Origin of the sequence: Methylosinus sp. KRF6, from assembly GCF_018887255.1 — a bacterium.
Taxonomy (GTDB): Bacteria; Pseudomonadota; Alphaproteobacteria; order Rhizobiales; family Beijerinckiaceae; genus Methylosinus; species Methylosinus sporium.
Window position 1 is genome coordinate 3,486,359 of record NZ_JAHLJF010000001.1, and the last position, 21,243, is coordinate 3,507,601.

The 21,243-nt window shown below is 65.2% G+C and carries 21 protein-coding genes; 12 read left to right on the plus strand and 9 right to left on the minus strand.

The annotated features are described in order from the left end of the window. Nucleotides 1-4: 4 nt before the first annotated feature. From KP010_RS16455 to KP010_RS16465, 3 genes are all read right to left on the minus strand, one after another. The gene (locus KP010_RS16455) at nt 5-748 is read right to left on the minus strand and encodes an acetoacetate decarboxylase (RefSeq protein ID WP_142862205.1); all 744 of its coding nucleotides are present in this window, start codon (nt 746-748) and stop codon (nt 5-7) included. An 87-nt stretch (nt 749-835) separates the two neighbouring features. Then, complete coding sequence (locus tag KP010_RS16460; RefSeq protein ID WP_210244277.1) at nt 836-1,225, minus strand: VOC family protein; 390 nt, start codon at nt 1,223-1,225, stop codon at nt 836-838. A gap of 4 nt (nt 1,226-1,229) precedes the next feature. Then, the gene (locus KP010_RS16465) at nt 1,230-3,191 is read right to left on the minus strand and encodes an acetoacetate--CoA ligase (protein WP_216281218.1); all 1,962 of its coding nucleotides are present in this window, start codon (nt 3,189-3,191) and stop codon (nt 1,230-1,232) included. Between the two features lie 240 nt (nt 3,192-3,431). Between KP010_RS16465 and KP010_RS16470 the strand changes: the two genes are divergently transcribed. Then, nucleotides 3,432-3,572: a hypothetical protein gene (locus tag KP010_RS16470; RefSeq protein WP_216281220.1), complete on the plus strand. Its 141-nt coding sequence runs from the start codon at nt 3,432-3,434 to the stop codon at nt 3,570-3,572. Between the two features lie 64 nt (nt 3,573-3,636). Here KP010_RS16470 and KP010_RS16475 read toward each other — a convergent pair whose 3' ends face one another. Both KP010_RS16475 and KP010_RS16480 read right to left on the minus strand, forming a co-directional pair. Continuing rightward, nucleotides 3,637-3,999 carry a response regulator gene (locus tag KP010_RS16475; RefSeq protein ID WP_142862207.1) on the minus strand — a complete coding sequence of 121 codons (363 nt, stop codon included), beginning with the start codon at nt 3,997-3,999 and terminating at the stop codon, nt 3,637-3,639. Beyond that, nucleotides 4,000-6,081 carry an HWE histidine kinase domain-containing protein gene (locus KP010_RS16480; RefSeq protein ID WP_142862208.1) on the minus strand — a complete coding sequence of 694 codons (2,082 nt, stop codon included), beginning with the start codon at nt 6,079-6,081 and terminating at the stop codon, nt 4,000-4,002. A 140-nt stretch (nt 6,082-6,221) separates the two neighbouring features. Here KP010_RS16480 and ftsY point away from each other — a divergent pair, with 140 nt between their 5' ends. After that, on the plus strand, nt 6,222-7,262 hold the full coding sequence (ftsY, locus tag KP010_RS16485; RefSeq protein WP_142862209.1) for a signal recognition particle-docking protein FtsY: 1,041 nt from the start codon (nt 6,222-6,224) through the stop codon (nt 7,260-7,262). Beyond that, nucleotides 7,259-7,864 carry a septation protein A gene (locus KP010_RS16490; RefSeq protein WP_142862210.1) on the plus strand — a complete coding sequence of 202 codons (606 nt, stop codon included), beginning with the start codon at nt 7,259-7,261 and terminating at the stop codon, nt 7,862-7,864. Before ftsY ends, KP010_RS16490 begins: the two co-directional genes overlap by 4 nt. Before the next feature lie 13 nt (nt 7,865-7,877). Here KP010_RS16490 and KP010_RS16495 read toward each other — a convergent pair whose 3' ends face one another. Next, a complete protein-coding gene (locus tag KP010_RS16495; protein WP_142862211.1) occupies nt 7,878-8,357 on the minus strand; it encodes a hypothetical protein in 480 nt (159 codons plus the stop codon). A 196-nt stretch (nt 8,358-8,553) separates the two neighbouring features. Here KP010_RS16495 and KP010_RS16500 point away from each other — a divergent pair, with 196 nt between their 5' ends. Together KP010_RS16500 and KP010_RS16505 are read left to right on the plus strand one after the other, a co-directional pair. Next, the gene (locus tag KP010_RS16500) at nt 8,554-8,709 is read left to right on the plus strand and encodes a hypothetical protein (RefSeq protein WP_185966442.1); all 156 of its coding nucleotides are present in this window, start codon (nt 8,554-8,556) and stop codon (nt 8,707-8,709) included. A gap of 79 nt (nt 8,710-8,788) precedes the next feature. Beyond that, nucleotides 8,789-9,508 carry a DsbA family protein gene (locus KP010_RS16505; protein WP_142862212.1) on the plus strand — a complete coding sequence of 240 codons (720 nt, stop codon included), beginning with the start codon at nt 8,789-8,791 and terminating at the stop codon, nt 9,506-9,508. Nucleotides 9,509-9,606: 98 nt separating this feature from the next. Here KP010_RS16505 and KP010_RS16510 read toward each other — a convergent pair whose 3' ends face one another. Both KP010_RS16510 and KP010_RS16515 read right to left on the minus strand, forming a co-directional pair. Further along, the gene (locus KP010_RS16510; protein WP_142862213.1) at nt 9,607-10,491 is read right to left on the minus strand and encodes a carotenoid biosynthesis protein; all 885 of its coding nucleotides are present in this window, start codon (nt 10,489-10,491) and stop codon (nt 9,607-9,609) included. After that, nucleotides 10,492-10,803 carry a putative quinol monooxygenase gene (locus KP010_RS16515; protein WP_142862214.1) on the minus strand — a complete coding sequence of 104 codons (312 nt, stop codon included), beginning with the start codon at nt 10,801-10,803 and terminating at the stop codon, nt 10,492-10,494. It lies immediately after the preceding gene. Between the two features lie 132 nt (nt 10,804-10,935). Here KP010_RS16515 and KP010_RS16520 point away from each other — a divergent pair, with 132 nt between their 5' ends. The 5 genes from KP010_RS16520 (at nt 10,936) to KP010_RS16540 (ending at nt 15,957) form a co-directional block, all read left to right on the plus strand. Continuing rightward, nucleotides 10,936-12,042 (plus strand): endonuclease/exonuclease/phosphatase family protein, encoded by a 1,107-nt coding sequence (locus KP010_RS16520; RefSeq protein ID WP_142862215.1) that lies wholly within the window; start codon nt 10,936-10,938, stop codon nt 12,040-12,042. Between the two features lie 184 nt (nt 12,043-12,226). Next, a complete protein-coding gene (locus KP010_RS16525) occupies nt 12,227-13,657 on the plus strand; it encodes an ATP-binding protein (RefSeq protein ID WP_246659772.1) in 1,431 nt (476 codons plus the stop codon). Between the two features lie 224 nt (nt 13,658-13,881). After that, nucleotides 13,882-14,727 carry a L,D-transpeptidase gene (locus KP010_RS16530; RefSeq protein ID WP_142862216.1) on the plus strand — a complete coding sequence of 282 codons (846 nt, stop codon included), beginning with the start codon at nt 13,882-13,884 and terminating at the stop codon, nt 14,725-14,727. Nucleotides 14,728-14,854: 127 nt separating this feature from the next. Continuing rightward, nucleotides 14,855-14,998: an oxidoreductase gene (locus tag KP010_RS16535; protein WP_142862217.1), complete on the plus strand. Its 144-nt coding sequence runs from the start codon at nt 14,855-14,857 to the stop codon at nt 14,996-14,998. An 8-nt stretch (nt 14,999-15,006) separates the two neighbouring features. After that, nucleotides 15,007-15,957, plus strand: coding sequence for a site-specific tyrosine recombinase XerD (locus KP010_RS16540; protein ID WP_142862218.1), 951 nt, complete (start codon nt 15,007-15,009; stop codon nt 15,955-15,957). Nucleotides 15,958-15,981: 24 nt separating this feature from the next. Here KP010_RS16540 and KP010_RS16545 read toward each other — a convergent pair whose 3' ends face one another. Then, nucleotides 15,982-16,863 carry an alpha/beta fold hydrolase gene (locus tag KP010_RS16545; protein ID WP_142862219.1) on the minus strand — a complete coding sequence of 294 codons (882 nt, stop codon included), beginning with the start codon at nt 16,861-16,863 and terminating at the stop codon, nt 15,982-15,984. Between the two features lie 343 nt (nt 16,864-17,206). Here KP010_RS16545 and sucD point away from each other — a divergent pair, with 343 nt between their 5' ends. Together sucD and KP010_RS16555 are read left to right on the plus strand one after the other, a co-directional pair. Beyond that, nucleotides 17,207-18,091 carry a succinate--CoA ligase subunit alpha gene (gene sucD / locus KP010_RS16550; RefSeq protein WP_142862220.1) on the plus strand — a complete coding sequence of 295 codons (885 nt, stop codon included), beginning with the start codon at nt 17,207-17,209 and terminating at the stop codon, nt 18,089-18,091. A 136-nt stretch (nt 18,092-18,227) separates the two neighbouring features. Then, a complete protein-coding gene (locus KP010_RS16555) occupies nt 18,228-21,242 on the plus strand; it encodes a 2-oxoglutarate dehydrogenase E1 component (RefSeq protein ID WP_142862221.1) in 3,015 nt (1,004 codons plus the stop codon). Nucleotide 21,243: the final 1 nt, after the last annotated feature.

The window sequence follows — 21,243 nt, forward strand, 5'->3', positions numbered from 1 at the left end:
GGCGCTATTTCTGATCCAGATAATCGAACACGACCTCGCCGAGAGCGAGCGTGAGATCGGCGGTGAAATGCGTCGCCGAGATGATTTCCCGCACCGGAAGGCGGGCGACGTCGCAGGCGACATGCGGATGCAGCGCGAGCGCCGCCGGCGAGGCCCAGGCGCCTTTCATCACGACGTCCGTCATATGGTAGCGCACTAGCTCCAGCACGCGCGGCGAGCCGTCGACATGGGGGATGATCTTCAAAAGAAAATTCGGTTGTTGGATCGCATCGGCGATCGGAGCCGTCTCCAATATGCGATGCTTATAGCCGACCGACGCCTCGACGCAGAGCGCCGGGCCATATTTCAGCGTGCAGAGAATGACGTCGCCGTCATGCTCGATCTTGGGCGAGGCGAGCTTTTTGGGAAAGCCCCACAGCTCGCGGCCGCCGGCGATGGGCGCGTCATCGTCGAGATACATGGCGTGGACATAGGCGCCCTTCTGCCCGTTGAAGCGCACCGGGATCACTTGGCCGCTCTCGGTATAGTCGCCGAAGCCGGTCGAATCCGGCATTCGGATGAACTCATATTTGACGATGGGCTCGTCCACCTCGAGCGGCTCCGGCACGACGGCGCGCAGCGCGTCGATGTCGGTGCGATAGGCGATGACGATGAATTCGCGATCATAGAAACGATAGGGTCCGCGCGGATAGGCGGGATTGGTCAGCGGCATCGCAAATGCCGTCTCGAGCACCTCGTCGATCTTCATCTTCGCGGCTCCTATCGATCACATTCGTGGCAATGAGGCGGATAGATAGCGCGCTTTCGTGACGATCCGACGCTCGCGCGCCGTCGATCAGCGCGCCGAAGCATTCGATTGCACGAGCACCCATTGGTTGCCGTAGAGGTCATGGAAACGAAAATGGAACGATCCTTCGTCGCTCTGGACCGTTTCCGCGACCTTCACGCCCTTTTCCGTAAGACGTGCGAAATCGCCATGAATGTCGTCGGTGTAGACCACGCCGACGGGCTGACCGCCGGTCTGGTTTCCGACTCGCGCGCGCGCTTCGGCGCTATCGGCGAGAAGCAGCCAGACGCCGCCTCGACCGAAACCGAGATGCAGGAAGCGCCGGGCGCCTTCGCCAGCGTCGAAGAGCGTATCGAGGCCGAGCTTGTCCCGATAGAAATCGGCGGCCTCGTCATAGTCGTTCACCAGAATGACGATGCGTCCCAAAGTCTGCATCATGGTCCTATCGGCCTTTGTCCGCGAGCTGCGGAAGATTTGCGAAAAACGCGAGCGATTCGGGATTGGAGAGCGCGCCGACATTCTTTACCGGCCGTCCATGCACGATCTCCTTCACCGCGAGCTCGACGAGCTTGCCGGAGCGCGTATGCGGCAGATCGGGCGCCGCGATGATGACCGACGGCACATGGCGCGGCGACGCCTTCTCGAACAATTCGCGCTTGATCCGCGCGGCGAGCGCGTCGTCCAGCTCGGCGCTTTCGCGTGTCTTCACGAACAGCACGATGCGCGTCGTGCCTTCCCACTCTTGATCGATGGCGAGCGATTCGAGAACCTCCGGCAGGCGCTCGACGATATTGTAGATATCCGCCGTGCCGATGCGCACGCCTTGCGGATTGAGCGTCGCGTCCGAGCGGCCATGGATGAGGAATCCCTTGTGCTCCGTCTCTGTGGCGAAATCGCCATGGCGCCAGACGCCGGGATGTTCGGAAAAGTAAGCCTTGCGATATTTCTCGCCGTCGGCGTCGTTCCAGAAATAGATCGGCATGGAGGGGAAGGGCTGCGTGCAGACGAGCTCGCCCTCATGGCCGGTGACGCGCTTGCCCTCCTCGTCCCACACTTGCACGGCCATGCCGAGGCCCGCGCATTGAATCTCGCCGCGATAGACCGGGCTCCACGGACTGCCGCCGACGAAGCAGGAGACGATGTCGGTGCCGCCGCTGATCGAGGCGAGCTGCACATCTTCCTTGAAGTCGCGATAGACATAATCGAAGCTGTCGGGCAGCAGCGGCGAGCCGGTGGAGGCGATGCTGCGCACGGCGGAGAGATCATGGCTCTCGCGCGGCTTCAGCCCTTGCTTCTCGATCTGCTTCAGATAGCCGGCGGAGGTGCCGAAGAAGGTCGCCTTCTCCTCGGCGGCGAAGTCGAGAAGGATCGCGCCATTCTCGCCGGCGTTGAAGAAGCCGTCATAGAGCAGCAGCGTCGCCTCGCTGGCGAGGCCGCTCGCCAGCCAGTTCCACATCATCCAGCCGGTGGAGGTCGCATAGAAGAAGCGGTCGCCCGGCTTGATGTCGCTTTGCAGGCGATGCTCCTTCAAATGCTGCAGCAGCGTGCCGCCGGCGCCATGCACGATGCATTTGGGCGCGCCCGTCGTGCCGGAGGAGAACATGATGTAGAGCGGATGGTCGAAAGGCAGGCGCTCATAGCGCAGCGCCGCGCCCTCATGCGCGGCGATCGCCTGCGGCCAGAGCTGCGCATCGGCGAGGCCGTCGAGCGACGGCGACGCGCTCGTATAGGGAACGACGAGGATCTTCTGCACGCTCGGCAGCTTGCCGGCGATCTCGCGAATATTATCGGCGCGGTCGAGCGTCTTGCCCTTGTAGAAATAGCCGTCCACCGCGATGAGAATGCGCGGCGCGATCTGGCCGAAACGATCGAGCACGCTCTGCACGCCGAACTCCGGCGCGCAGGAGGACCAGACGGCGCCGAGAGAAGCGGCCGCCAACATGCCGATGATCGCCTCCGGCCCATTGTGGATATAGGCGGCGATGCGGTCGCCGGGCGCGACGCCCTGCGCGCGGAAATAAGCGGCGAGCGCGCCGGCCTCAGCGACGATCTCGCCGAAGGAGAGCCGGCGCTCGACCTTGTCCTCGCCCCGGAAGACGATGGCCTCGGTCTCGGCCGGGCGCGGGCGCAGCAGATTTTCCGCGAAATTCAGCCGGGCGTCGGGAAACCAGCGCGCGCCGGGCATTTTGTCGGCGTCGATGAGAATGCGCTCGCCCTTCTCGCCGATAACGCCGCAGAAGTCCCAGATCGCCGACCAGAATTGCGGCGAACTCGCGAGGCTCCAGCAGTAGAGCCCGTCATAGTCGAAGCTTTCGGCGAAGGGCTTCGTCGCTTCGATGGATCGCGCGAAGCGGGTGAGAATGGCGTTATTCTGGCGATCGAAATCTGGCTTCCAGATCGGCATCGACTTGTCCTTCGGGCGCGCGGCGTGGAGCGTCCGCCAATTCATAGAGGCTCGCAAATCCGCGCGATAGGGGCTCGGCCTGCGTATTTTGGGCCGGGGGCCGGCGTGACGACAAGCTTTGGTTTCGGGCTTCGGCGCCGCTATGTTGGGCGCCGCGGCGGCTCATTCGGCATTTATTCATCTTAGCCGCGGCATTGTTCGAGCGCGTCGCCCCGACGCCTCGCATGTAGAGGACAGATCATGACCAAAAAGTTGATCGCGACTTTGGCTCTCGGCCTCGCCGTCGCCCTGGCTCCGCTGGCCGCCTCGGCCCATCCGCGGCCCCATCGGCACCACCATCATCACCACCACCATCATCACCACCATCATCACCACCGTTGACGATGGGCGACGCCGGGCCGCGCGCATTTTCGCGCCGCTCGGCGTCGGCGTTCATCACGCTTCGCTACTGCCGCGCCAGCGCCAATATGCGCGAGGTCAGCTCGTCCTGGTCATAGGGCTTGGCGAGGAAGGGCGCGCCGCAGAGCGGCTCCGGCAATTGCCGTTGTAGATAGCCCGACAAAACGAAGAAGGGCAGCTTTTTGGCGCGCAGCGCGTCGGCGACGCTGGCGCTGCTGGAGCCGCGCAGATTGGCGTCGAGGATCACGCCGTCTATCTCCTCGTGCTCGATCAGCTTCAACGCTTCGTCGACCGAGCTCGCGGTGCCGCCGATCTCATAACCGACCTCCTCGACGACGAAGCAGAGATCGGCCGCGATCGCCGGCTCGTCTTCGACGACGAGAATGCGGATGGGTTCGTTACCGCTCATCTAATCCTCTCCTTGCGCGGGCTCGATCACATTGTCGAGTGGCGCGCTCACCTTCCAGACGACGCCGCTCGGCGCATAATCGAGCGTCACCCGGCCGCCGAGCGCATGTTTGGCCATTTGCAGAATCACCATATGGCCGAAGCCGTGGCGCTTGGGCGTGACGACCGTCGGCCCGCCGCTCTCGCGCCATTCCATCTCGAAATGCGGCGCGCCGCCCTCGCTGCTCACGCCGAAGGCGATGCGGACCACGCCTTTGTCGTTGGAGAGCGCGCCATATTTGCCGGCGTTGGTGGCGAGCTCGTGCAGCGCCATGCCGATCGCCTGACTCGCCGCCGGCTTCACCACCGTATCCGGCCCTTCGATGCGAATGCGCGAGCCGAACAGATCGCGGAAATGCGCGAGCTGCGAACGCGTCAGCGCGCGCAGCTCGACGCCGCGCCATTCGTTCTGCACCAGAAGATCATGGCTCGCGCCGAGCGCCGCTATGCGCTGGTCGAAATGCTGCGCGAAGGCGTGCGGAGAATCGCGCCGCGCCGTCTGTCGCGCCACGGCGCGCACGACGGTGAGGAGATTTTTGGCGCGATGCGTCACCTCGCGCAGCAGCAGCTCGACGCGCTCCTGCGCCTCCTTGCGCTCGGTGATGTCCTGAATCGTGCTGCGCAAGCCGACGATGGCGCCGCGCTCGTCGCGCACCGCCTCGCCGCGAATGGTGACATGAATTGCGGCGCCGTCGGCGCGATGCGCGGGAAGATCGAACTCGAAGCCTTCGCCGGTGCGCAAGGTCTCGCGCGTCGCGGCGTCGAGCTTCTCCCAATCGCGCGGGGCGTAGAGCAGTCCCTTCTGCTCGGCGAAGCTCGGCGGCGGCGCATCGGGGTCGAGGCCGAAGATGCGCGCGATATAGGGCGAGGCGCCGCCGCGATCGTCGTGGCGGCCGCTCCAGCGCCAGCTGCCGATGCGGCCGAGCCGCTGCGCCTCGCGCAGCTCCGCCTCGGTGCGCCGCAGCGCCAGCTCGCGCACGCGGATCTCCTCGGCTCGCTCGCGCTCGGCCGCATAGGCGCGCGCGTCGGTCATGGAGGAGCCGATTTTGGCGGCGACGCGGTCGAGGAAATAAGCATAGGCCGCGTCGAGCCGCTTGAACGGATTGACGGCGGCGATCAGCGCCGCCGCGGCGCGGTCCTGGCCGAGCAGCACGATGGGAAACAGCACGGCCTCGTCCGCAGCGGCGGACCAGGGGCCGCAGGGCGTTTCCTCGCCGAAGCGCCCATCGACCGCGCGAATGGCGACGCGGCCGGGCGTGAGCCGCGCGACCTCGGCGAGGCCCCAAATATCGCCACGGACAGGATCGGGATCGCCGAGTCCGATGCGCAGCGGCGCTACGCGCCCGCCAGGACGCACGCCTGTCGCCGCCATCAGCTCCGCCTCGCCGCGGTCGTGGTCGAAGCGATAAATGGCCGAGAAGGGCAGGTCATAGCCATTCATGGCGAGCACGCTGGCGGCGAGGCGGCAGGCCTCGCCCTCGTCCTCGGCGCGGCTCAGCGCGGCGAGATCGCGCAAAGTGCGCAGCCGGCGCTCGCCGATCACCCGGTCGGTTGTCTCCACCACCGGGCAGAAGACGCCGCCCATGCCGCCGTCGTCGTCGTGGATCGGACTGTAGGAGAAGGTGAAATAGCCCTCGTCGCGGCGGCCGTTGCGCATCATGTGCAGCTGCAGATCTTCCGAGCGGGTCGGCAGTCCGTCGACGAGCGCGCCTTGCAGCATGGGGCCGATCACGTCCCAGATTTCCGGCCACACCTCGCGCGCCGGCCGGCCGAGGGCGCGCGGATGCTTGTCGGCCAGCAGGCTGTGATAGGCGTCGTTATAGAGAAGGCAGAGCTCGCTTCCCCAGAAGATGGCGATGGGGAAGGCGCTGTTGAGACAGATTTCCAGCGCGATGCGCAAGCGCTTCGGCCAGGTCAGCGGCGGGCCGAGCGGCGATCTCGCCCAATTGGTGGCGGCGATGGCCGCAGCGGTTTCGCTGTCTCCGAGGAAAAGTTGCCCGGATCGCTTCTCGGCGACATCGATCCAGGCTGCGCCGGCTGTCACTTGCGAGACTCACGAGCAAGCCAGCCCCCCAGCGGTCATATCGAGCCGCGGGCGGCGCGATTCAACCCTGCGGCGGCGAAACGCGCCGCTGGCCCTTCGCGGCCGGCTGGTGTAGCAATCGGCCGCGACCGTGAGGGATCATGAGCGAAGCCGAAGAAAAAAAGGGACTCTTCGCGCGGCTGTTCGGCCGTGGAGGAACGCCCGCCGCAGAAGCCGGCGCAGATCGTCCGAAAAAGCGCTCCTGGTGGGAGCGGCTGACCGGGGGCCTTTCGCGCTCCTCGCAGGCCATCGTCCAGGGCATTTCCGATCTCTTCAGCAAGCGCAAGCTCGACGCGCTGACCCTCGAGGAGCTCGAGGATGTGCTGATCCGCGCCGATCTCGGCGTCGCCGCGGCGCAGCGCATCGCCGGCAAGGTCGGCGCCGCGCGCTATGAGAAGACCATCGGCCCGGACGAGGTGCGCGCCATTCTCGCCGAGGAAGTGGAAAGCGTGCTGGAGCCGGTCGCGCGCCCCTTCGAGATCGACGAGACGAAAAAGCCGTTCATCGTGCTCGTCGTCGGCGTCAATGGCTCCGGCAAGACGACGACCATCGCCAAGCTCGCCGCCAAATGGACCGGCGAGGGCAAGAAGGTGATGCTCGCCGCCGGCGACACTTTCCGCGCCGCCGCCGTGGAACAGCTCCGCATCTGGGGCGAAAGGCTCGACGCGCCCGTATGTTATGCGCCGGAGGGCGCCGACGCCGCAGGCCTCGCCTTCGACGCCATCAAATCCGCGCGCGAGCGCGGCTCCGACATTCTGCTGATGGATACGGCCGGCCGCCTGCAAAATCGCACGGAGCTGATGGCCGAACTCGCCAAGATCGTGCGCGTAATGAAAAAGGCCGAGCCGGATGCGCCGCACGCCGTCCTTCTGGTGCTGGACGCGACCGTCGGCCAGAACGCCATCGCCCAGGTCGACGCTTTCGAGCGGACCGCGGGCGTCACCGGCCTCGTCATGACCAAGCTCGACGGCACCGCGCGCGGCGGCATTCTCGTGGCTATCGCCGAGAAATACAGCCTGCCCATTCACTTCATCGGCGTCGGCGAAGGCTCGGACGATCTCGAGCCCTTCACCGCGCGCGATTTCGCCCGCGCCATCGCCGGGCTCGACTCCGACGCCGAAGCGGACGAACAAAACGCATGACCCAAGAGACCGCAGCGCCCGCCAAGAGGCGCCTTCACCCGGGATTGAAATTCGCGCTGGAGATGGGGCCGCTGGTCCTGTTCTTCATCGTCAATCAGAAGTTCGGCATCTTCCAGGCGACGGCGGCGCTGATGGTCGCCGTGCTGGCGACGCTCGCCGTCTCCTATTCCATCACCCGCCATCTGCCGACCATGCCCATGGTCACGGCGATCTTCGTGCTCGTCTTCGGCTCGCTCACCTTCTTCTTGCAGGACGAGAATTTCATCAAGCTGAAGGTGACGATCCTCTATGCGCTGTTCGGCTCGGCGCTGCTCGGCGCGCTGTGGTTCGACAAGCTCTTGCTGCCGGCGGTGTTCGAATCCGCGTTTCGACTGGACGACGCCGGCTGGCGCAAGCTCACCTGGCGCTGGGCGTTCTTCTTCTTCTTTCTGGCCCTGCTCAATGAATTGGTGCGGCGCAGCGTGGCGACAGACGTCTGGGTGAATTTCAAGGTCTTCGGCATATTGCCGCTGACCTTGCTGTTCGCCTTCGCGCAAATCCCGCTGATGATGCGTCACGAGCAGAAGGAAGAGGGGGGCGAGGAGCCGGACAGTCATTTTTGACGCGCCTGCGCCGCTATTTTCCAGCGCGGCGCAACAGCTCGGCGAAGCTCGTCTGCTCGCGGGAGAGGACGAAAGGCGGCTCCCGCCGGCGCGCGAGGCCGAAAGGATCGCCGTTCAGCGTCTCCTTCGTGCGCGACAGCGAGCGCCGCGCGTCCTCGCACTCCCATGATCCGCCGTATGTGTGGGTCACCGGATTGTAGCTCGACGACGGATAGAGCTGGCAGAGCGATATATCGTCTGGATCGTCGGCGTCGATATCGAGCTTCCAGCGCCCGGGAAGCACAGTCCTATTGCCGGGATACCAGAGGAAGCTGCGGCCGTCGGGCGCCACATATTCGACCTGCGTTCCATGCCCGGAGCTATAGGTCATGCGGGTCTTGCCGGCATAGGCGGAGCGGATATTCGCCGCCTCCTGCGCCGACGCGGCCGGAGGCGCCGCCGCCGTCAGAAGCTGGCCGACAAAAGCCGCGAAAATCACGGGTCTGCGCACCATTCCCTCCTCTCGCCGCTTCGCGGACAGCGTGAGGATAGCTACGTTCGAGCCCATTGCAATCTCGCCCCGACGCATGTCTCGGCGCGAGACTGGGGAGGCGCGGATTGTGCGCATCCACACCTATTCGGGCGGCTGCCGGCGCTAAATATCGCAGCAGTCGCCGCGGCCGTCGCGGCTGTCCTCGAAAGAAGCCGCCATGACCGAATTCGCCCAGCTCTTCGCCGCTCTCCTGGCCGCGATCGTTATCGGCGCCGTTTTCTCGCTCTTCGACGCCGAGGCCGCCGTCGCCTCTGCGCCCATTGGCGCCGGGGCGGTCCATTCGGTGATCTGCGGCGGCGGCTGGTGCGGCTGAGGGTCGCCGCGCAGGGCTCCGCAAAAACGCTTCTTTCTGTGCTAGCCGGGACGCGATCTCGATTCAGGAGCGCATTCTCATGGCCGAATATGAAGTGCTTTCGCCGCTCGCCCGCCCTTTCAGCCGCCGCGCCTTGCTCGGCTCGCTCGCCGCGATGACGGCGGCGAGCGCGGCGCGCCCCGCGCGGGCGCAGGAGAACAATCTCTTTCCGATCATGGCCGACGACGGCGCGCCGATCGCCAATTATCGTCTGCCCTCGGAACTCTCGCCCGCCGATCTGCCCGGCCTGCTCTGGCATGGACCGGCGACGGCGGATGTAGTGATGTTCGAATTCTTCGATTATAATTGCCCCTATTGTCGCAAGGCCGCGGGCGATCTCGACGCGTTCCTCGCCAAGGACAAGAATCTGCGGCTCGGTCTCGCCGACAACGCCGTGCTCGGCCTCGGCTCCTTTCTGGCGGCGCGGGTGAAGCAGGCGGCGCTGCGCCTCTACGGCCCGGAGAAGGCCTATCAGTTCCACAAGCAATTATTCGCGCATCGCGGCGCTATCGACGGGATCTCCGCTCTCGCGCTCGCCAAAGCGATGGGACTCGACGCCGCCAAGATCGAGGAATCGGCGAATTCGGAGCTGATCGGCAGCGTGGTGAAACGCCATGTCCAGCTCGCGGCCGATCTCGGCTTCGCCGCCTCGCCGTCCTTCGCGCTGAGCTCGATCGGCGTGCTCGGCTATCCCGGGCCCAAATCTATGGCGCGCATGATCGCCGCCAGCCGCAAATGCGACGCGCCGGTCTGCGGCTGATCCGGCGTCGTCTCGTCTCGACTTCGACGGCGGATCCTCTCGCGGGTCATGCGCCGCGATCCGGCGCCTGTCGCCGCCTGAGCCAGAGAGGCGCCGTTTCAGCGCGGCAGCGCCAGCCGCATCGCCGCGAGCAGCGATGTGAAGAACATTGTGAACAGCATCGCCCCGACGGTCGCTTCCCTTATATCTTCTATGCGCCAGACATGTCCGGCGGCGTCGGCGATCTCGCCCGCTTCGCCGCCGAGCCATGGCGTCACATGGGCGAGGCCGGAGACGGCGTAGAAGAGCATGGCGACGAGGCGAAAGCTCCGCTCGCGAGGGTGCGCGGGCGACGCCTCCCGCGTCGCGAGATAGAGCGCGAAGCCCTGATAGAAGAGCCACGAGGTGAGCAGCCAGCCCAGATAATTGCTCAGCGGCACGCCGAAAACGGCGCCGCCGTCATGCCATATCCAGGCTTTCGAGATCGTGGCGGAAGGCGCGTCCATGACGTAATCCCATTGCGTCATGACGAAAGCGGCGACGATGGGCAGAAGGACGATGTTTCCATCCTCTTTCAGCCGGCGATCCGCGCGGTCCAAAATCGTGCTCGCGACGATCCAGGCGAAATAGCCCATTCCGAACCAGACGCCTCCGACGATGGCCGAAACCTCGCCGACCCGGGGAAGCGCCGCGCCGACCTCGAAGTGATAGCGCCCGAACAGAAGGCCGGTCGCGACGCCGAAATTTTCGGTCGCCAAGCTCACGGCGAAGCAGATCGCGAGCAGGGCCAGAGCGTTTTTCACGCCATAGGTCAGCGCGCAATGGACGAAAGCGCTCGCAAATCCGATTGCCGCCAGCCCTTGCGCGAGCGGCGTCGGATTCCAGGCGAAAATCGCCACCAGGCCCAGATAGGCCACGATGGCCGTCCAAACGATCGCCTCGCCGAGCGACATGCTCGCAGGCTTCTCCGACGCGTCGGGGCGGGACGTCCTCTGCTCGCTCATTCACGTCTCCTCCGCTTCGCCGATCGCATAAGCGTGCAGGCGGCGGTCGCGAACGCCGATCGTCTCCCACGACTCGCGCCATTGGCGCAGATGGTCGGATGCGAAATGCGCGCTCAACGCCGCGCGGCTCTCCCATATCTCCGTCACACGGACGAGGCCCGGCTCGATCACGTCTTCCGCATAGGAATAGGCGAGGCAGCCCGGCTCTTTACGGCTCGCATGGATCATCGCCGCCATCGCCGGCCGCGCGCGCTCCAGCGAGCCGGGCGAAATGCGAATGGTCCCGACGATCAAAATTCGCTCGGCGGGCATGTCGCCTCCGATTTGTCTCCATGAAGCGCCGACGCATTATTGAAACAAACGCCGCGCAGTGATTATACTTCATGACGCCGGCGGCGCCGGCCATTGTGTGAAACGGCTTTTCGCTACCTTCCGGGCGCTCCCATGAAGCTCGCATCTTATAATCTCGAAAACCTCTTTCTGCGCGTCCATGCGCTCAATGGCGAAAGCTGGTCCGAGGGCAAGAAGGCGCTGGAGACGCAGGCAGAGCTCTCCGCCATTCTCGGCAAGCCGGTCTACACCGCCGCCGACAAGAAGAAGATCGTCAAGCTGCTCGGCGAATTGAAGCTCGAGAAATCCGACGACGGCGGGCCTTTCGCGATCCTGCGCCAAAATCGCGGCCATCTCGTCAAGCGCGCCAAGACTGGAATCGAGGTCGTCGCCGGCGGCCGCAATGATTGGATCGGCTGGGTCGAGCTGAAGCGCGAGGAGGTGAACGAGGAGGCGACGCGCAACACGGCGCGCGTCATCAATGATATCGACGCCGATGTGCTCGGCGTCATCGAGGCGGAGAGCCGGCCGGCGCTGGTGCGCTTCAACGACAATGTGATCAAGGGGGAGGGCGGAAAGCCCTACGCCCACGCCATGCTCATCGACGGCAATGACGATCGCGGCATAGACGTCGGGCTCTATGCGCGCGCGGGCTATGAGATCGTCGCCATTCACAGCCATGTCGACGACGCCGACAACACCGGGCGCATCTTCAGCCGCGACTGCGCGCATTACGAAATCCGCACGCCCAAGGGCAATTTGCTGCATCTCTTGATCAATCACTTCAAGAGCAAAGGCTTCGGCTCGCAGACGACCTCCAACGCCAAGCGCGAGCGGCAGGCGGCGCGGGTGAAGGAGATTTACGACGCGCTGCGCGAGAGCGAGGATCATGTCGCGGTCATCGGCGATTTCAACGACACGCCGGACAGCGCGCCGCTGGCCCCGCTGCTGCGTCAGACCGATTTGAAGGACATAAGCGAGCACGCGCGCTTCGACGATGGCGGACGTCCAGGCACTTTCGGCTCGGGCGCAGCGTCCAACAAGATCGACTATATTCTTCTCTCGCCAGCGCTTTTCGCAGCGGCGAAAGGCGGCGGCATTTTCCGCGAGGGCGTGTGGGGCGGCAAGAACGGCACGCTCTTTCCGCATTACCCCGAGATCACCAAAGCCTCGGAGGCGGCCTCCGACCATGCGGCGATCTGGGCGGATGTCGATTTGTGATCGCGATCGGCTCACGAGCGATCCCGTGCGAATGTGCGGCGTGCGGCGCTGACCAAATCGGGAAAAATCGGAAATATTTATCGGGGGGATTTCCGTAGACCTTCGGCAGAGCGCTGTGCCACCGTCTCATGATCGACGAAAGGCTCGCTTCTCGTCGCCGCTGTTCGTCGGGACGGAGTCCGCCATGCTGCGTCGCCCCATTGGTCGTCTCTCGCTCCGCGCGGGATTGAGCTGGCTCGTCGGCCTCGTTCTATCGGCGACGCTTCTGGTCAATGTCGCGGTTCTTGTTCTGCACGCCGGACCGCGCATTCGGACGGAAGACGAGACCATGCTGCGCTTGACGCATGAATTGCTCGCGACGGCTCTGGTCAGCCTTCAGGAAACCGCCGATCCAGCGCCGGCGATGCGCCGTTTCTATGAAAGTCTCGGCGCGCTTCGCCATGTCGACATCAAAATACTCGCGAATGCGGATGTGGCTTCACTCGGCAAGCCGACGCCCAAGCGTCGCGACAGCGTCGGCGTGCCCGATTGGTTCGTGTCCCTGGTAGACGCGCCGACCCGCGTCTCGATCCTGCGCCTCGGCAGCTTGCCGACCGTGCTGATCCGCGGCGTCGATGACGGCCGCATCGCCATCGTCTCCAATCCGGTCGACGAATTGGCGGAAATCTGGTCCGATCTGTCCTGGCTCGCCTTCGTCAGCTTCGCGGCCGCCTTGCTCTTCTTCGCGCTCGTTCTCTGGCTCGTCCATGTCTCGCTGGCGCCGTTCGAGGACATGCGCCGGGCGCTCGCCGATCTCGAGGCCGGCCGAACCAATGTGCGCGTCGTCCTGCGCGGCGCGAGCGAATTCCGCGGCATTTCGATCGCATTGAACTCGCTCGCCGCGACGCTGGATCAGGTGAAGGCCGAAAATCGCGGCTTGATGGCCGAGCTGTTCAGCGTTCAGGAAAAAGAGCGCCGAGAGATCGCCCGCGATCTGCACGACGAGGCGGGCCCTTGTCTCTTCTCCATCCGGGCGGGCGTGGTCGCGCTCTCCGAGGCGGCGGCCGCTCCCACGCCGGATCTCGCGCGCTTGCGCCGTATCGGCGTCGAGATGGACGAGGCGAGCGAAGCGATGCAGGCGCTCGTCCGCGGCCTGCTCGGCCGGCTGACGCCTCGCGGGCTCGCGGAATTCGGCCTCGCCGCGGCGCTCGCCGAGCTCGTCGCGTCATGGCGGTCGAAGCGCCCGGATGTCTTTTGCGAGCTGGTCACGCCGCATGACCTCTCCTCGCTCGAGGAGCCTGTTCTTTCCGCCGCCTATCGCATCGTTCAGGAGGCGACGACCAATGTGTTTCGTCACTCCGGCGCGCGCCGCGCGCTGGTCGCGGTGGAGTTCGCGGCGAGCGACGAGGGTGACGGCGGCTCGGTCCTGGCGATCGTCGTGGAGGACGATGGCGTCGGAATGCCGGATCGGCCGGGCGGAGGCGGCCGCGGCCTGCTCGGGATGCGCGAGCGCGCGCAAGCGCTCGGCGGGCGGATGACTGTCGAGAATCGACCGAGCGGCGGCGCGCGAATATGCGTTTGGTTGCCTGTGCCGGACGTCGAGGAGGAGATCGATGAAAACGATCATCGCCCATAGGCTCGGCGAAAAGCCGACGCTCTTCCAGCTGGCGCGAAAGCCGGTTCGGCGTTAGCGACGGCAAGTCACTGGCGGGGGCAGTCCCCGGCGCGGGTGTTTTCCAATCGTCAACCATAAAAATCGCTTCAGATTTACGATTAAAATTCAAAGTATATTCTCGGTCTGGTCCAGCTACAGCAAGATGATCGCGCCGAACCTCCGGCGGCGCGTCGGGCGGTGCGTTCATGTCCAGAAGAGTCTCTCGTTTCCTCGCCTTTCTTCTATTTTCGTCTTCGATCGGCGTCGCCGCCGCGGCTCCGCGGGTCATCACCGGGATAGGCGAGCGCGAAGCCGGCCGGCTCTTTCCCGCCGCCCCGGCCGAGGAGCCGGCGCAAGAGCCGGCCTATGTCGCTCCGCTCCCGACCCGCGCCCGCTTGGCTCCGCCACCGCCAGCTCCCGCCTATGTCGAGCCGTGGCCGGCGCCGCAGCCGCGCCTGGTGACGGCGCGCGCCGAGCCGCCGGTAGCTCCCGGCGCCTACGGCGGCGGCTTCATTGAATTGCTCGTCACCGGCCAGACGCCGGAGCCGCAGGCGCGCCGGCGCGTCGCCGCCCTCGGCGCGGGTGATGCCAATGTCCAGCGCCAGATCGATCCGGTCTTCCTCCGCGCCGAGGTCGATTACGCCGGCGCCGAGCGGGCGGGCACGATCGTCATCGATTCTTCGAATAAGTTTCTCTATCTCGTGCAAGGGGGCGGACGGGCGCTGCGCTATGGCATAGGCGTCGGCCGTCCGGGCTTCACCTGGGCCGGCGTCAAGACCATCTCCCGCAAGGCCGAATGGCCGGATTGGACGCCACCCGGCGAAATGCTGGCCCGCCGGCCCGATCTGCCGCGCCATATGGACGGCGGCCCGGCCAATCCGCTCGGCGCGCGCGCCATGTATCTCGGCTCCTCGCTCTACCGCATCCACGGCACCAACGAGCCCTATACGATCGGCCAGAACGTCTCTTCCGGCTGCATTCGCATGATGAACGACGACGTCGTCGATCTCTACGACCGTGTCCATGTCGGAACCAAGGTTGTGGTTCGTTGACTCTGGCGAGCGATCGCCGGTGGCGGAGTGGCGACCGCGCGCTTATTTCCCGAGACGCGCGGGTGGTTGCAAAACAACCGGCTTCGGGCGATAGCTGCCTTGTATTTTCCTCGAAAGGGGCCGATTCTTGCCCAGTCTCATCCGCTTTCTGGTCATTGTCGGCGTGCTGGCCGCCCTCGCCTATGCGGGGATGCTGGCGATCGTCGCCTATGTCTCGCCGCAGCCGCGCGAGATGACGCAGACGATCTCGCCGCAGCGCCTCAACAAGTGAGACCCGCCATGGGCGACGGCAAGCGCCATCCGCTGATCGCCGCCTTTCTCGACATGCTGGCCGCCGAGCGCGGCGCCGCGCGCAACACGCTCGACGCCTATCGCCGCGACCTCGAAGATTATTTCGATTTTTTGAAGAAATCCGCCGCCGATCCGCTGCGCGTCGGGACGGAGGGCCTGCGCGCCTATCTCGCGGCGCTGGAGGCGCGCGGCATGACCGGCGCCACAGCCGCGCGGCGTTTGTCCGCTCTCAAGCAGTTTCACAAATTCCTCTATGTCGACCGCTATCGCGCCGATGATCCGGCCGCCTCGCTCGAGGGGCCGCGCCGCCATCGCAGCGCGCCGGATATTCTCTCCGTCGATGAAGTGACGCGCCTTCTCGATACGGCGCGGGAGGGGATCGACGACGAGTCGCGCCCCATGGGCGAGCGTATGCGCGCCGCGCGCCTCTACGCTGCGCTTGAGACTCTCTACGCCAGCGGTCTGCGCGTTTCGGAATTGGTCTCTCTGCCGGCGAGCGCTGCGCGGGCGCGTGAGCCTTTCGTCACCGTGCGTGGCAAAGGCTCGAAAGAGCGGCTCGTTCCGCTCTCGGACCAGGCGCGCGCGGCGCTCGTCGTTTATCGCTCGCTGCTGTCGAAACATTCGCCGGGCCTCGCGGCGTCGCCCTTCCTGTTTCCCTCCGATGCGGCGGAAGGACATCTCACGCGCCAGGCCTTCGCGCGCGACTTGAAATCGGCGGCCGCGGCGGCCGGACTTCCCGCGCGCGACATCAGCCCGCATGGGCTGCGCCACGCCTTCGCCAGCCATCTCCTGCAGAATGGCGCGGATTTGCGCGTCGTTCAGGAGCTGCTCGGCCACGCCGATATTTCGACGACGCAAATCTACACGCATGTGCTCGACGAGCGCATCCGTGCAATGGTGCGCGATCTGCATCCGCTGAACGCAGCGAGTAGCGAATAGTCGCCCACAGGCGACGCGATCTCGCTATTCGCTCACTCTCTCCACAAATTCCCCGATCGCTCGAATCGTCCCTTCATCCAGCAGCAGCGGCGCATGGCCTTGGCCGGGCACGGTGAGGCGTTCGAGCAGAGGATGGCCGTCGCCCATGGCTGCGAAGGTTTCGGCCGAGAGAAGGTCGGAATTGCCGCCGCGGATGACGAGCGTCGGAATGGCCGCGATCGCGTTCCATTCGTCGTGGAACAGGATCGGACCGCTGTCGGGCCCCACTTCGTCGAGCGTATGCGCGAGCGCCGGATCATAGCGCAGCTGCAGCCGGCCGTCCTTTTCGACGAAAGTGGCGTGCGCCCATTCCTCCCATTCCGCTTGGCTCAGGCTGGTGAATTGCGGGCCGGCGACGAGCTTCAGCGCGGCGAGAGCGATCGCCATCGTGGCGGAGCCGGGCTGGCGGCCGACATAGCCCTTTATGCGCAGCAGACCGCGGGCGTCGACCACCGGGCCGATATCGTTGACGACCGCGGCCTTCAAAAGCTCCGGGCGCCGGGCGGCGAAGCGCATCGTATGAATGCCGCCGCGCGAGGTTCCGACGAAAACCGCTTTGTCCACGCCGGCCGCCGCGAGCGTGGCCAAAATATCGTCCTCCTCCACATCGAGGCTGTAGCGTTTCCAATCCGCGTCCCATTGCGAGAGGCCGCGGCCGCGATAGTCCAGCGCCAGCACACGCCTCCCGCGCCGCGCGAGCGCCTGCGCCAGAGCGTCGAAATCCAGCGCCGAGCGGGTGAGGCCGGCGAGACAGACCACGGGAATAGCCGCGCCGCCGCCCGCGGGAGCGTAATCGACATAGTGGAGTCGCAGCCCATCCGTCGCGGCGAGAAATCGGCTTTCGCGCCGCACGTTCTCATCACCCATTCGCGCCCCCGGTTTCCGCTTCTCGCCCCGCGCGAGCGGTCGCTTCGCGGATATGGCGCCGCAGCGCCGGAATGTCTTCCCCCGCCTGGGCGGCGCCTAGAAATTCCGCCGCCTCGACAGCGGCCGGGCGGATTGCCGCAATTTCGCGCAGGAGCCGAGCCCGCTTCCGCGTCAGTCAGCCTTGATGTGCGGCGCAATTCTCAATAATTTGCACGTCGCGGCTCTTCGAAGCGGAAAATCTCGTTTCGATCGAGCAGATCATCGCGCCGCCCGTGATTCGAGCGGGCGCGTTTCCCGAACAAGACTGGCGGCGCTTTTGCGCCCCGACGCCCCAGGGGCTCGAATGTCCGTCCTCATCGACAAGAACACCAAGGTCATCTGTCAAGGCTTTACCGGCAAGACCGGCACTTTCCACTCCGAGCAGGCGGTGCGCTACGGCACCCGCATGGTCGGCGGCGTCTCGCCCGGCAAGGGCGGCTCGACGCATCTCGATCTTCCCGTCTTCGACACGGTAGCGCAAGCGCGGGAGAAGACCGGCGCCGACGCTTCCGTCATCTATGTGCCGCCGCCGGGCGCGGCCGACGCCATTTGCGAGGCGATCGACGCCGAGATTCCGCTGATCGTCGCCATCACCGAGGGCGTTCCGGTCCATGACATGATCCGCGTCAAGCGCGCTCTGTCGGGCTCCAAATCCCGCCTCATCGGGCCCAATTGCCCGGGCGTCGTCACCGCGGGCGAGAGCAAGATCGGCATCATGCCCGGCAATATTTTCAGCAGAGGCTCCGTCGGCGTCGTCTCGCGCTCGGGCACGCTGACTTACGAGGCCGTGTTCCAGACGACCCGCGAGGGTCTCGGCCAGACCAGCGCCGTCGGCATCGGCGGCGATCCGGTCAAGGGAACCGACTTCATCGAGGTGCTGGAGTTGTTTCTGGCCGACGACGCCACCAAATCCATCGTCATGATCGGCGAGATCGGCGGTTCTGCCGAAGAAGACGCGGCCCAATTCTTGATAGACGAAGCCAAGCGGGGCCGTAAGAAGCCGATGGTCGGCTTCATCGCGGGCCGCACCGCTCCTCCGGGGCGGCGCATGGGCCATGCGGGCGCGATCGTCTCCGGCGGCAAAGGCGACGCCGAGAGCAAGATCGCGGCGATGGAAGCGGCTGGGATCGTGGTCTCGCCGTCTCCGGCGCGACTCGGCAAGACATTGGTCGAAACGCTGAACCGCTGAGGTTCGGCGAACGCGCGCGTCGGCGAATCGCCGGCGCGTTCCCCCGAAATATGAGCGCGGGGCGAAATCTTTAAAGAATTGTCAAAATGATTTCGCTCAACTTCGAGAAAGTCCTGCGCTCGGGAGACTGAACAGAATGGCGCGTCTCGAGACGAATGGCGGATCGGCGGGCGGCGACCGGCAGCCCTCGCCGCGTGCGAATGCTTCTGCGCAGAACTCGCTTCTGCAGAGCGTCGACGCGCGTTACCTCGAACATCTGCTCGCGGCCTATGAGGCCGACCCCTCCGCGGTCGGCCCGGCTTGGCGCGACTATTTCGCGAGCCTCGGCGCGGAAGCCGCGCCGGCGGCGAGCGGTCCGTCCTGGTCGCGTCCCGGCTGGCCGGCGACGCCCGCCGACGATCTCGTCGCGGCGCTCGGCGGCGTCGCGCGCGAGAGCGCCAAGACCGCCGCTGCGGCGCCCGGCAAGGGCGCGCCGGCGGAGCGCGCGCCTCTGGACGAGGAGATTCAACGCGCCGCGCGCGACAGCGTGCGCGCGCTGATGATGATCCGCGCCTATCGTATGCGCGGCCATTTGCACGCCGATCTCGATCCGCTCGGCCTCGAGCAGCGCCACGACCATGGCGAACTGCATCCCGAGACCTATGGCTTCACCGATGAGGATTATGATCGCAAGATCTTCATCGACGGCGTGATGGGCATGAAATACGCCAGCGTCTTCGAGATGGTGGCGATCCTGCGCCGCACCTATTGCGGGCCCATCGGCTATGAGTTCATGCATATCTCCAATCCGGAGGAGAAGGCCTGGATTCAAGCGCGCATCGAAGGTCCGAAGAAGGAGATCGTCTTCACCGAGGAAGGCAAGAAGGCGATTTTGCGCAAGCTGGTCGAGGCGGAGGGCTTCGAGAAATTTCTGGACGTCAAATATACCGGCACCAAGCGCTTCGGCCTCGACGGCTCGGAGGCCATCGTGCCGGCGATGGAGCAGATCATCAAGCGCGGCGGCGCGCTCGGCGCGAAGGAGATCGTGCTCGGCATGGCGCATCGCGGCAGGCTGAATATCCTCTGCCAGGTGATGGCCAAGCCGCATCGCGCTCTGTTCCACGAATTCAAGGGCGGCTCTTTTCTGCCGGACGAGGTCGAAGGCTCGGGCGACGTCAAATATCATTTGGGCGCTTCGTCCGATCGCGAGTTCGACAACAACAAGGTGCATCTTTCGCTGACCGCCAATCCGTCGCATCTCGAGATCGTCGATCCGGTGGTGCTCGGCAAGGCGCGCGCCAAGCAGGATCAATATCGCTGCACGGAGACCGAGCGGCGCGTGGTGATGCCGCTGCTCATTCATGGCGACGCGGCTTTCGCGGGCCAGGGCGTCGTCGCGGAATGCTTCGGCCTTTCGGGGCTCAAGGGCCATCGCACCGGCGGCTCGGTCCATTTCATCATCAATAATCAGATCGGCTTCACCACCTATCCGCGCTACTCGCGCTCCTCGCCCTATCCTTCGGATGTGGCGAAGACGGTCGAGGCGCCGATCTTCCATGTGAATGGCGACGATCCCGAAGCGGTGGTCTACGCCGCGCGCATCGCGACGGAGTTTCGGCAGCAGTTCCAAAAGCCCGTCGTCATCGACATGTGGTGCTATCGCCGCTTCGGCCACAATGAGGGCGACGAGCCGGCCTTCACCCAGCCGCTGATGTATAAGAAAATCCGCGCGCATAAGACGACGCTGGAGCTCTATAGCGAGAAGCTGATCGCCGAAGGGCTGCTGACGCGCGAGGATGTCGACGCGATCAAGAACGAATGGCGCCAGCGGCTCGAGCAGGAGATGGAGGCGTCGCAATCCTATAAGCCCAATAAGGCGGATTGGCTCGACGGACGCTGGGCGGGCGTGAAGCCGGGCTATCAATCCTCCGAGGACGAGCGGCGTGGCAAGACCGGCGTGCCGGTGGAATCTCTGCGCCGCATCGGCATGGAGCTGACCACGGTCCCGGAGAATTTCCACATTCACCGCACCATTCAGCGCTTCCTCGACGCGCGCCGCACGGCGATCTCGAGCGGCGCCGGCATAGATTGGGCGACGGCGGAGGCGCTGGCCTTCGGCTCGCTGCTGGCGGAAGGCTACAATGTCCGCCTCTCCGGCCAGGACAGCGAGCGCGGCACATTCTCGCAGCGCCATTCCGTGCTGATCGATCAGGAGGACGAATCCCGCTATCTGCCGCTCGACCATGTCGGCGTCGGGCAGGGGCGTTTCGAGGTCATCAATTCGATGCTCTCGGAAGAGGCGGTGCTCGGCTTCGAATATGGCTATTCGCTCGCCGAGCCGCGCTCGCTCGTTCTATGGGAGGCGCAATTCGGCGATTTCGCCAATGGCGCGCAGGTGGTCTTCGATCAGTTTCTTTCCGCGGGCGAGCGCAAATGGCTGCGCATGTCGGGCCTCGTCTGCCTGCTGCCGCATGGCTATGAGGGGCAGGGGCCGGAGCATTCTTCCGCGCGCCTCGAGCGTTATCTGCAGCTCTGCGCGGAAGATAATCTGCAAGTCGCCAATTGCACGACGCCAGCCAATTACTTCCATATTCTGCGCCGGCAATTGCATCGCGACATTCGCAAGCCCTTGGTGCTGATGTCGCCGAAATCGCTGCTGCGTCACAAGCGCTGTGTCTCGCGGCTCGAGGAAATGGGCGAGGGAACGATGTTCCATCGCTTCATCTCCGATGACGCGGAATTGCATCCCTCGGACAAGCTCCGCCTCGCGCCCGACGACAAGATCGCGCGCGTGATTCTGTGCTCCGGCAAGGTCTATTACGATCTGCTCGAGGAGCGCGAATCGCGCGGCGTCGACGATGTGTATCTCTTGCGCGTCGAGCAGCTCTATCCCTTCCCGCTGAAGGGGCTGGTGACGATGATGTCGCGCTTCAAGAACGCCGACGTCTTCTGGTGCCAGGAAGAGCCCAAGAACATGGGAGCATGGTTCTTCGTCGAGCCCTATCTCGAATGGGTGCTGACGCAGGTCGGCGGCAAGAGCAAACGCGCCCGCTATATCGGCCGGCCGGCTTCGGCCTCCACGGCGGCGGGCACAATGTCCAAGCATCAGGCGCAGCTGCGGGCTTTCCTCGACGAGGCTTTCGCGGCGCGCATTTCTCTGGCGGCGGAGTGAT

Bases quoted from the DNA above. Each gene is read 5' to 3' on its own strand.
- KP010_RS16455 (WP_142862205.1), bottom strand. From the start codon at position 748: ATGAAGATCGACGAGGTGCTCGAGACGGCATTTGCGATGCCGCTGACC.
- KP010_RS16460 (WP_210244277.1), bottom strand. From the start codon at position 1,225: ATGATGCAGACTTTGGGACGCATCGTCATTCTGGTGAACGACTATGAC.
- KP010_RS16465 (WP_216281218.1), bottom strand. From the start codon at position 3,191: ATGCCGATCTGGAAGCCAGATTTCGATCGCCAGAATAACGCCATTCTC.
- KP010_RS16470 (WP_216281220.1), top strand. From the start codon at position 3,432: ATGACCAAAAAGTTGATCGCGACTTTGGCTCTCGGCCTCGCCGTCGCC.
- KP010_RS16475 (WP_142862207.1), bottom strand. From the start codon at position 3,999: ATGAGCGGTAACGAACCCATCCGCATTCTCGTCGTCGAAGACGAGCCG.
- ftsY (WP_142862209.1), top strand. From the start codon at position 6,222: ATGAGCGAAGCCGAAGAAAAAAAGGGACTCTTCGCGCGGCTGTTCGGC.
- KP010_RS16490 (WP_142862210.1), top strand. From the start codon at position 7,259: ATGACCCAAGAGACCGCAGCGCCCGCCAAGAGGCGCCTTCACCCGGGA.
- KP010_RS16495 (WP_142862211.1), bottom strand. From the start codon at position 8,357: ATGGTGCGCAGACCCGTGATTTTCGCGGCTTTTGTCGGCCAGCTTCTG.
- KP010_RS16500 (WP_185966442.1), top strand. From the start codon at position 8,554: ATGACCGAATTCGCCCAGCTCTTCGCCGCTCTCCTGGCCGCGATCGTT.
- KP010_RS16505 (WP_142862212.1), top strand. From the start codon at position 8,789: ATGGCCGAATATGAAGTGCTTTCGCCGCTCGCCCGCCCTTTCAGCCGC.
- KP010_RS16510 (WP_142862213.1), bottom strand. From the start codon at position 10,491: ATGAGCGAGCAGAGGACGTCCCGCCCCGACGCGTCGGAGAAGCCTGCG.
- KP010_RS16515 (WP_142862214.1), bottom strand. From the start codon at position 10,803: ATGCCCGCCGAGCGAATTTTGATCGTCGGGACCATTCGCATTTCGCCC.
- KP010_RS16520 (WP_142862215.1), top strand. From the start codon at position 10,936: ATGAAGCTCGCATCTTATAATCTCGAAAACCTCTTTCTGCGCGTCCAT.
- KP010_RS16525 (WP_246659772.1), top strand. From the start codon at position 12,227: ATGCTGCGTCGCCCCATTGGTCGTCTCTCGCTCCGCGCGGGATTGAGC.
- KP010_RS16530 (WP_142862216.1), top strand. From the start codon at position 13,882: ATGTCCAGAAGAGTCTCTCGTTTCCTCGCCTTTCTTCTATTTTCGTCT.
- KP010_RS16540 (WP_142862218.1), top strand. From the start codon at position 15,007: ATGGGCGACGGCAAGCGCCATCCGCTGATCGCCGCCTTTCTCGACATG.
- KP010_RS16545 (WP_142862219.1), bottom strand. From the start codon at position 16,863: ATGGGTGATGAGAACGTGCGGCGCGAAAGCCGATTTCTCGCCGCGACG.
- sucD (WP_142862220.1), top strand. From the start codon at position 17,207: ATGTCCGTCCTCATCGACAAGAACACCAAGGTCATCTGTCAAGGCTTT.
- KP010_RS16555 (WP_142862221.1), top strand. From the start codon at position 18,228: ATGGCGCGTCTCGAGACGAATGGCGGATCGGCGGGCGGCGACCGGCAG.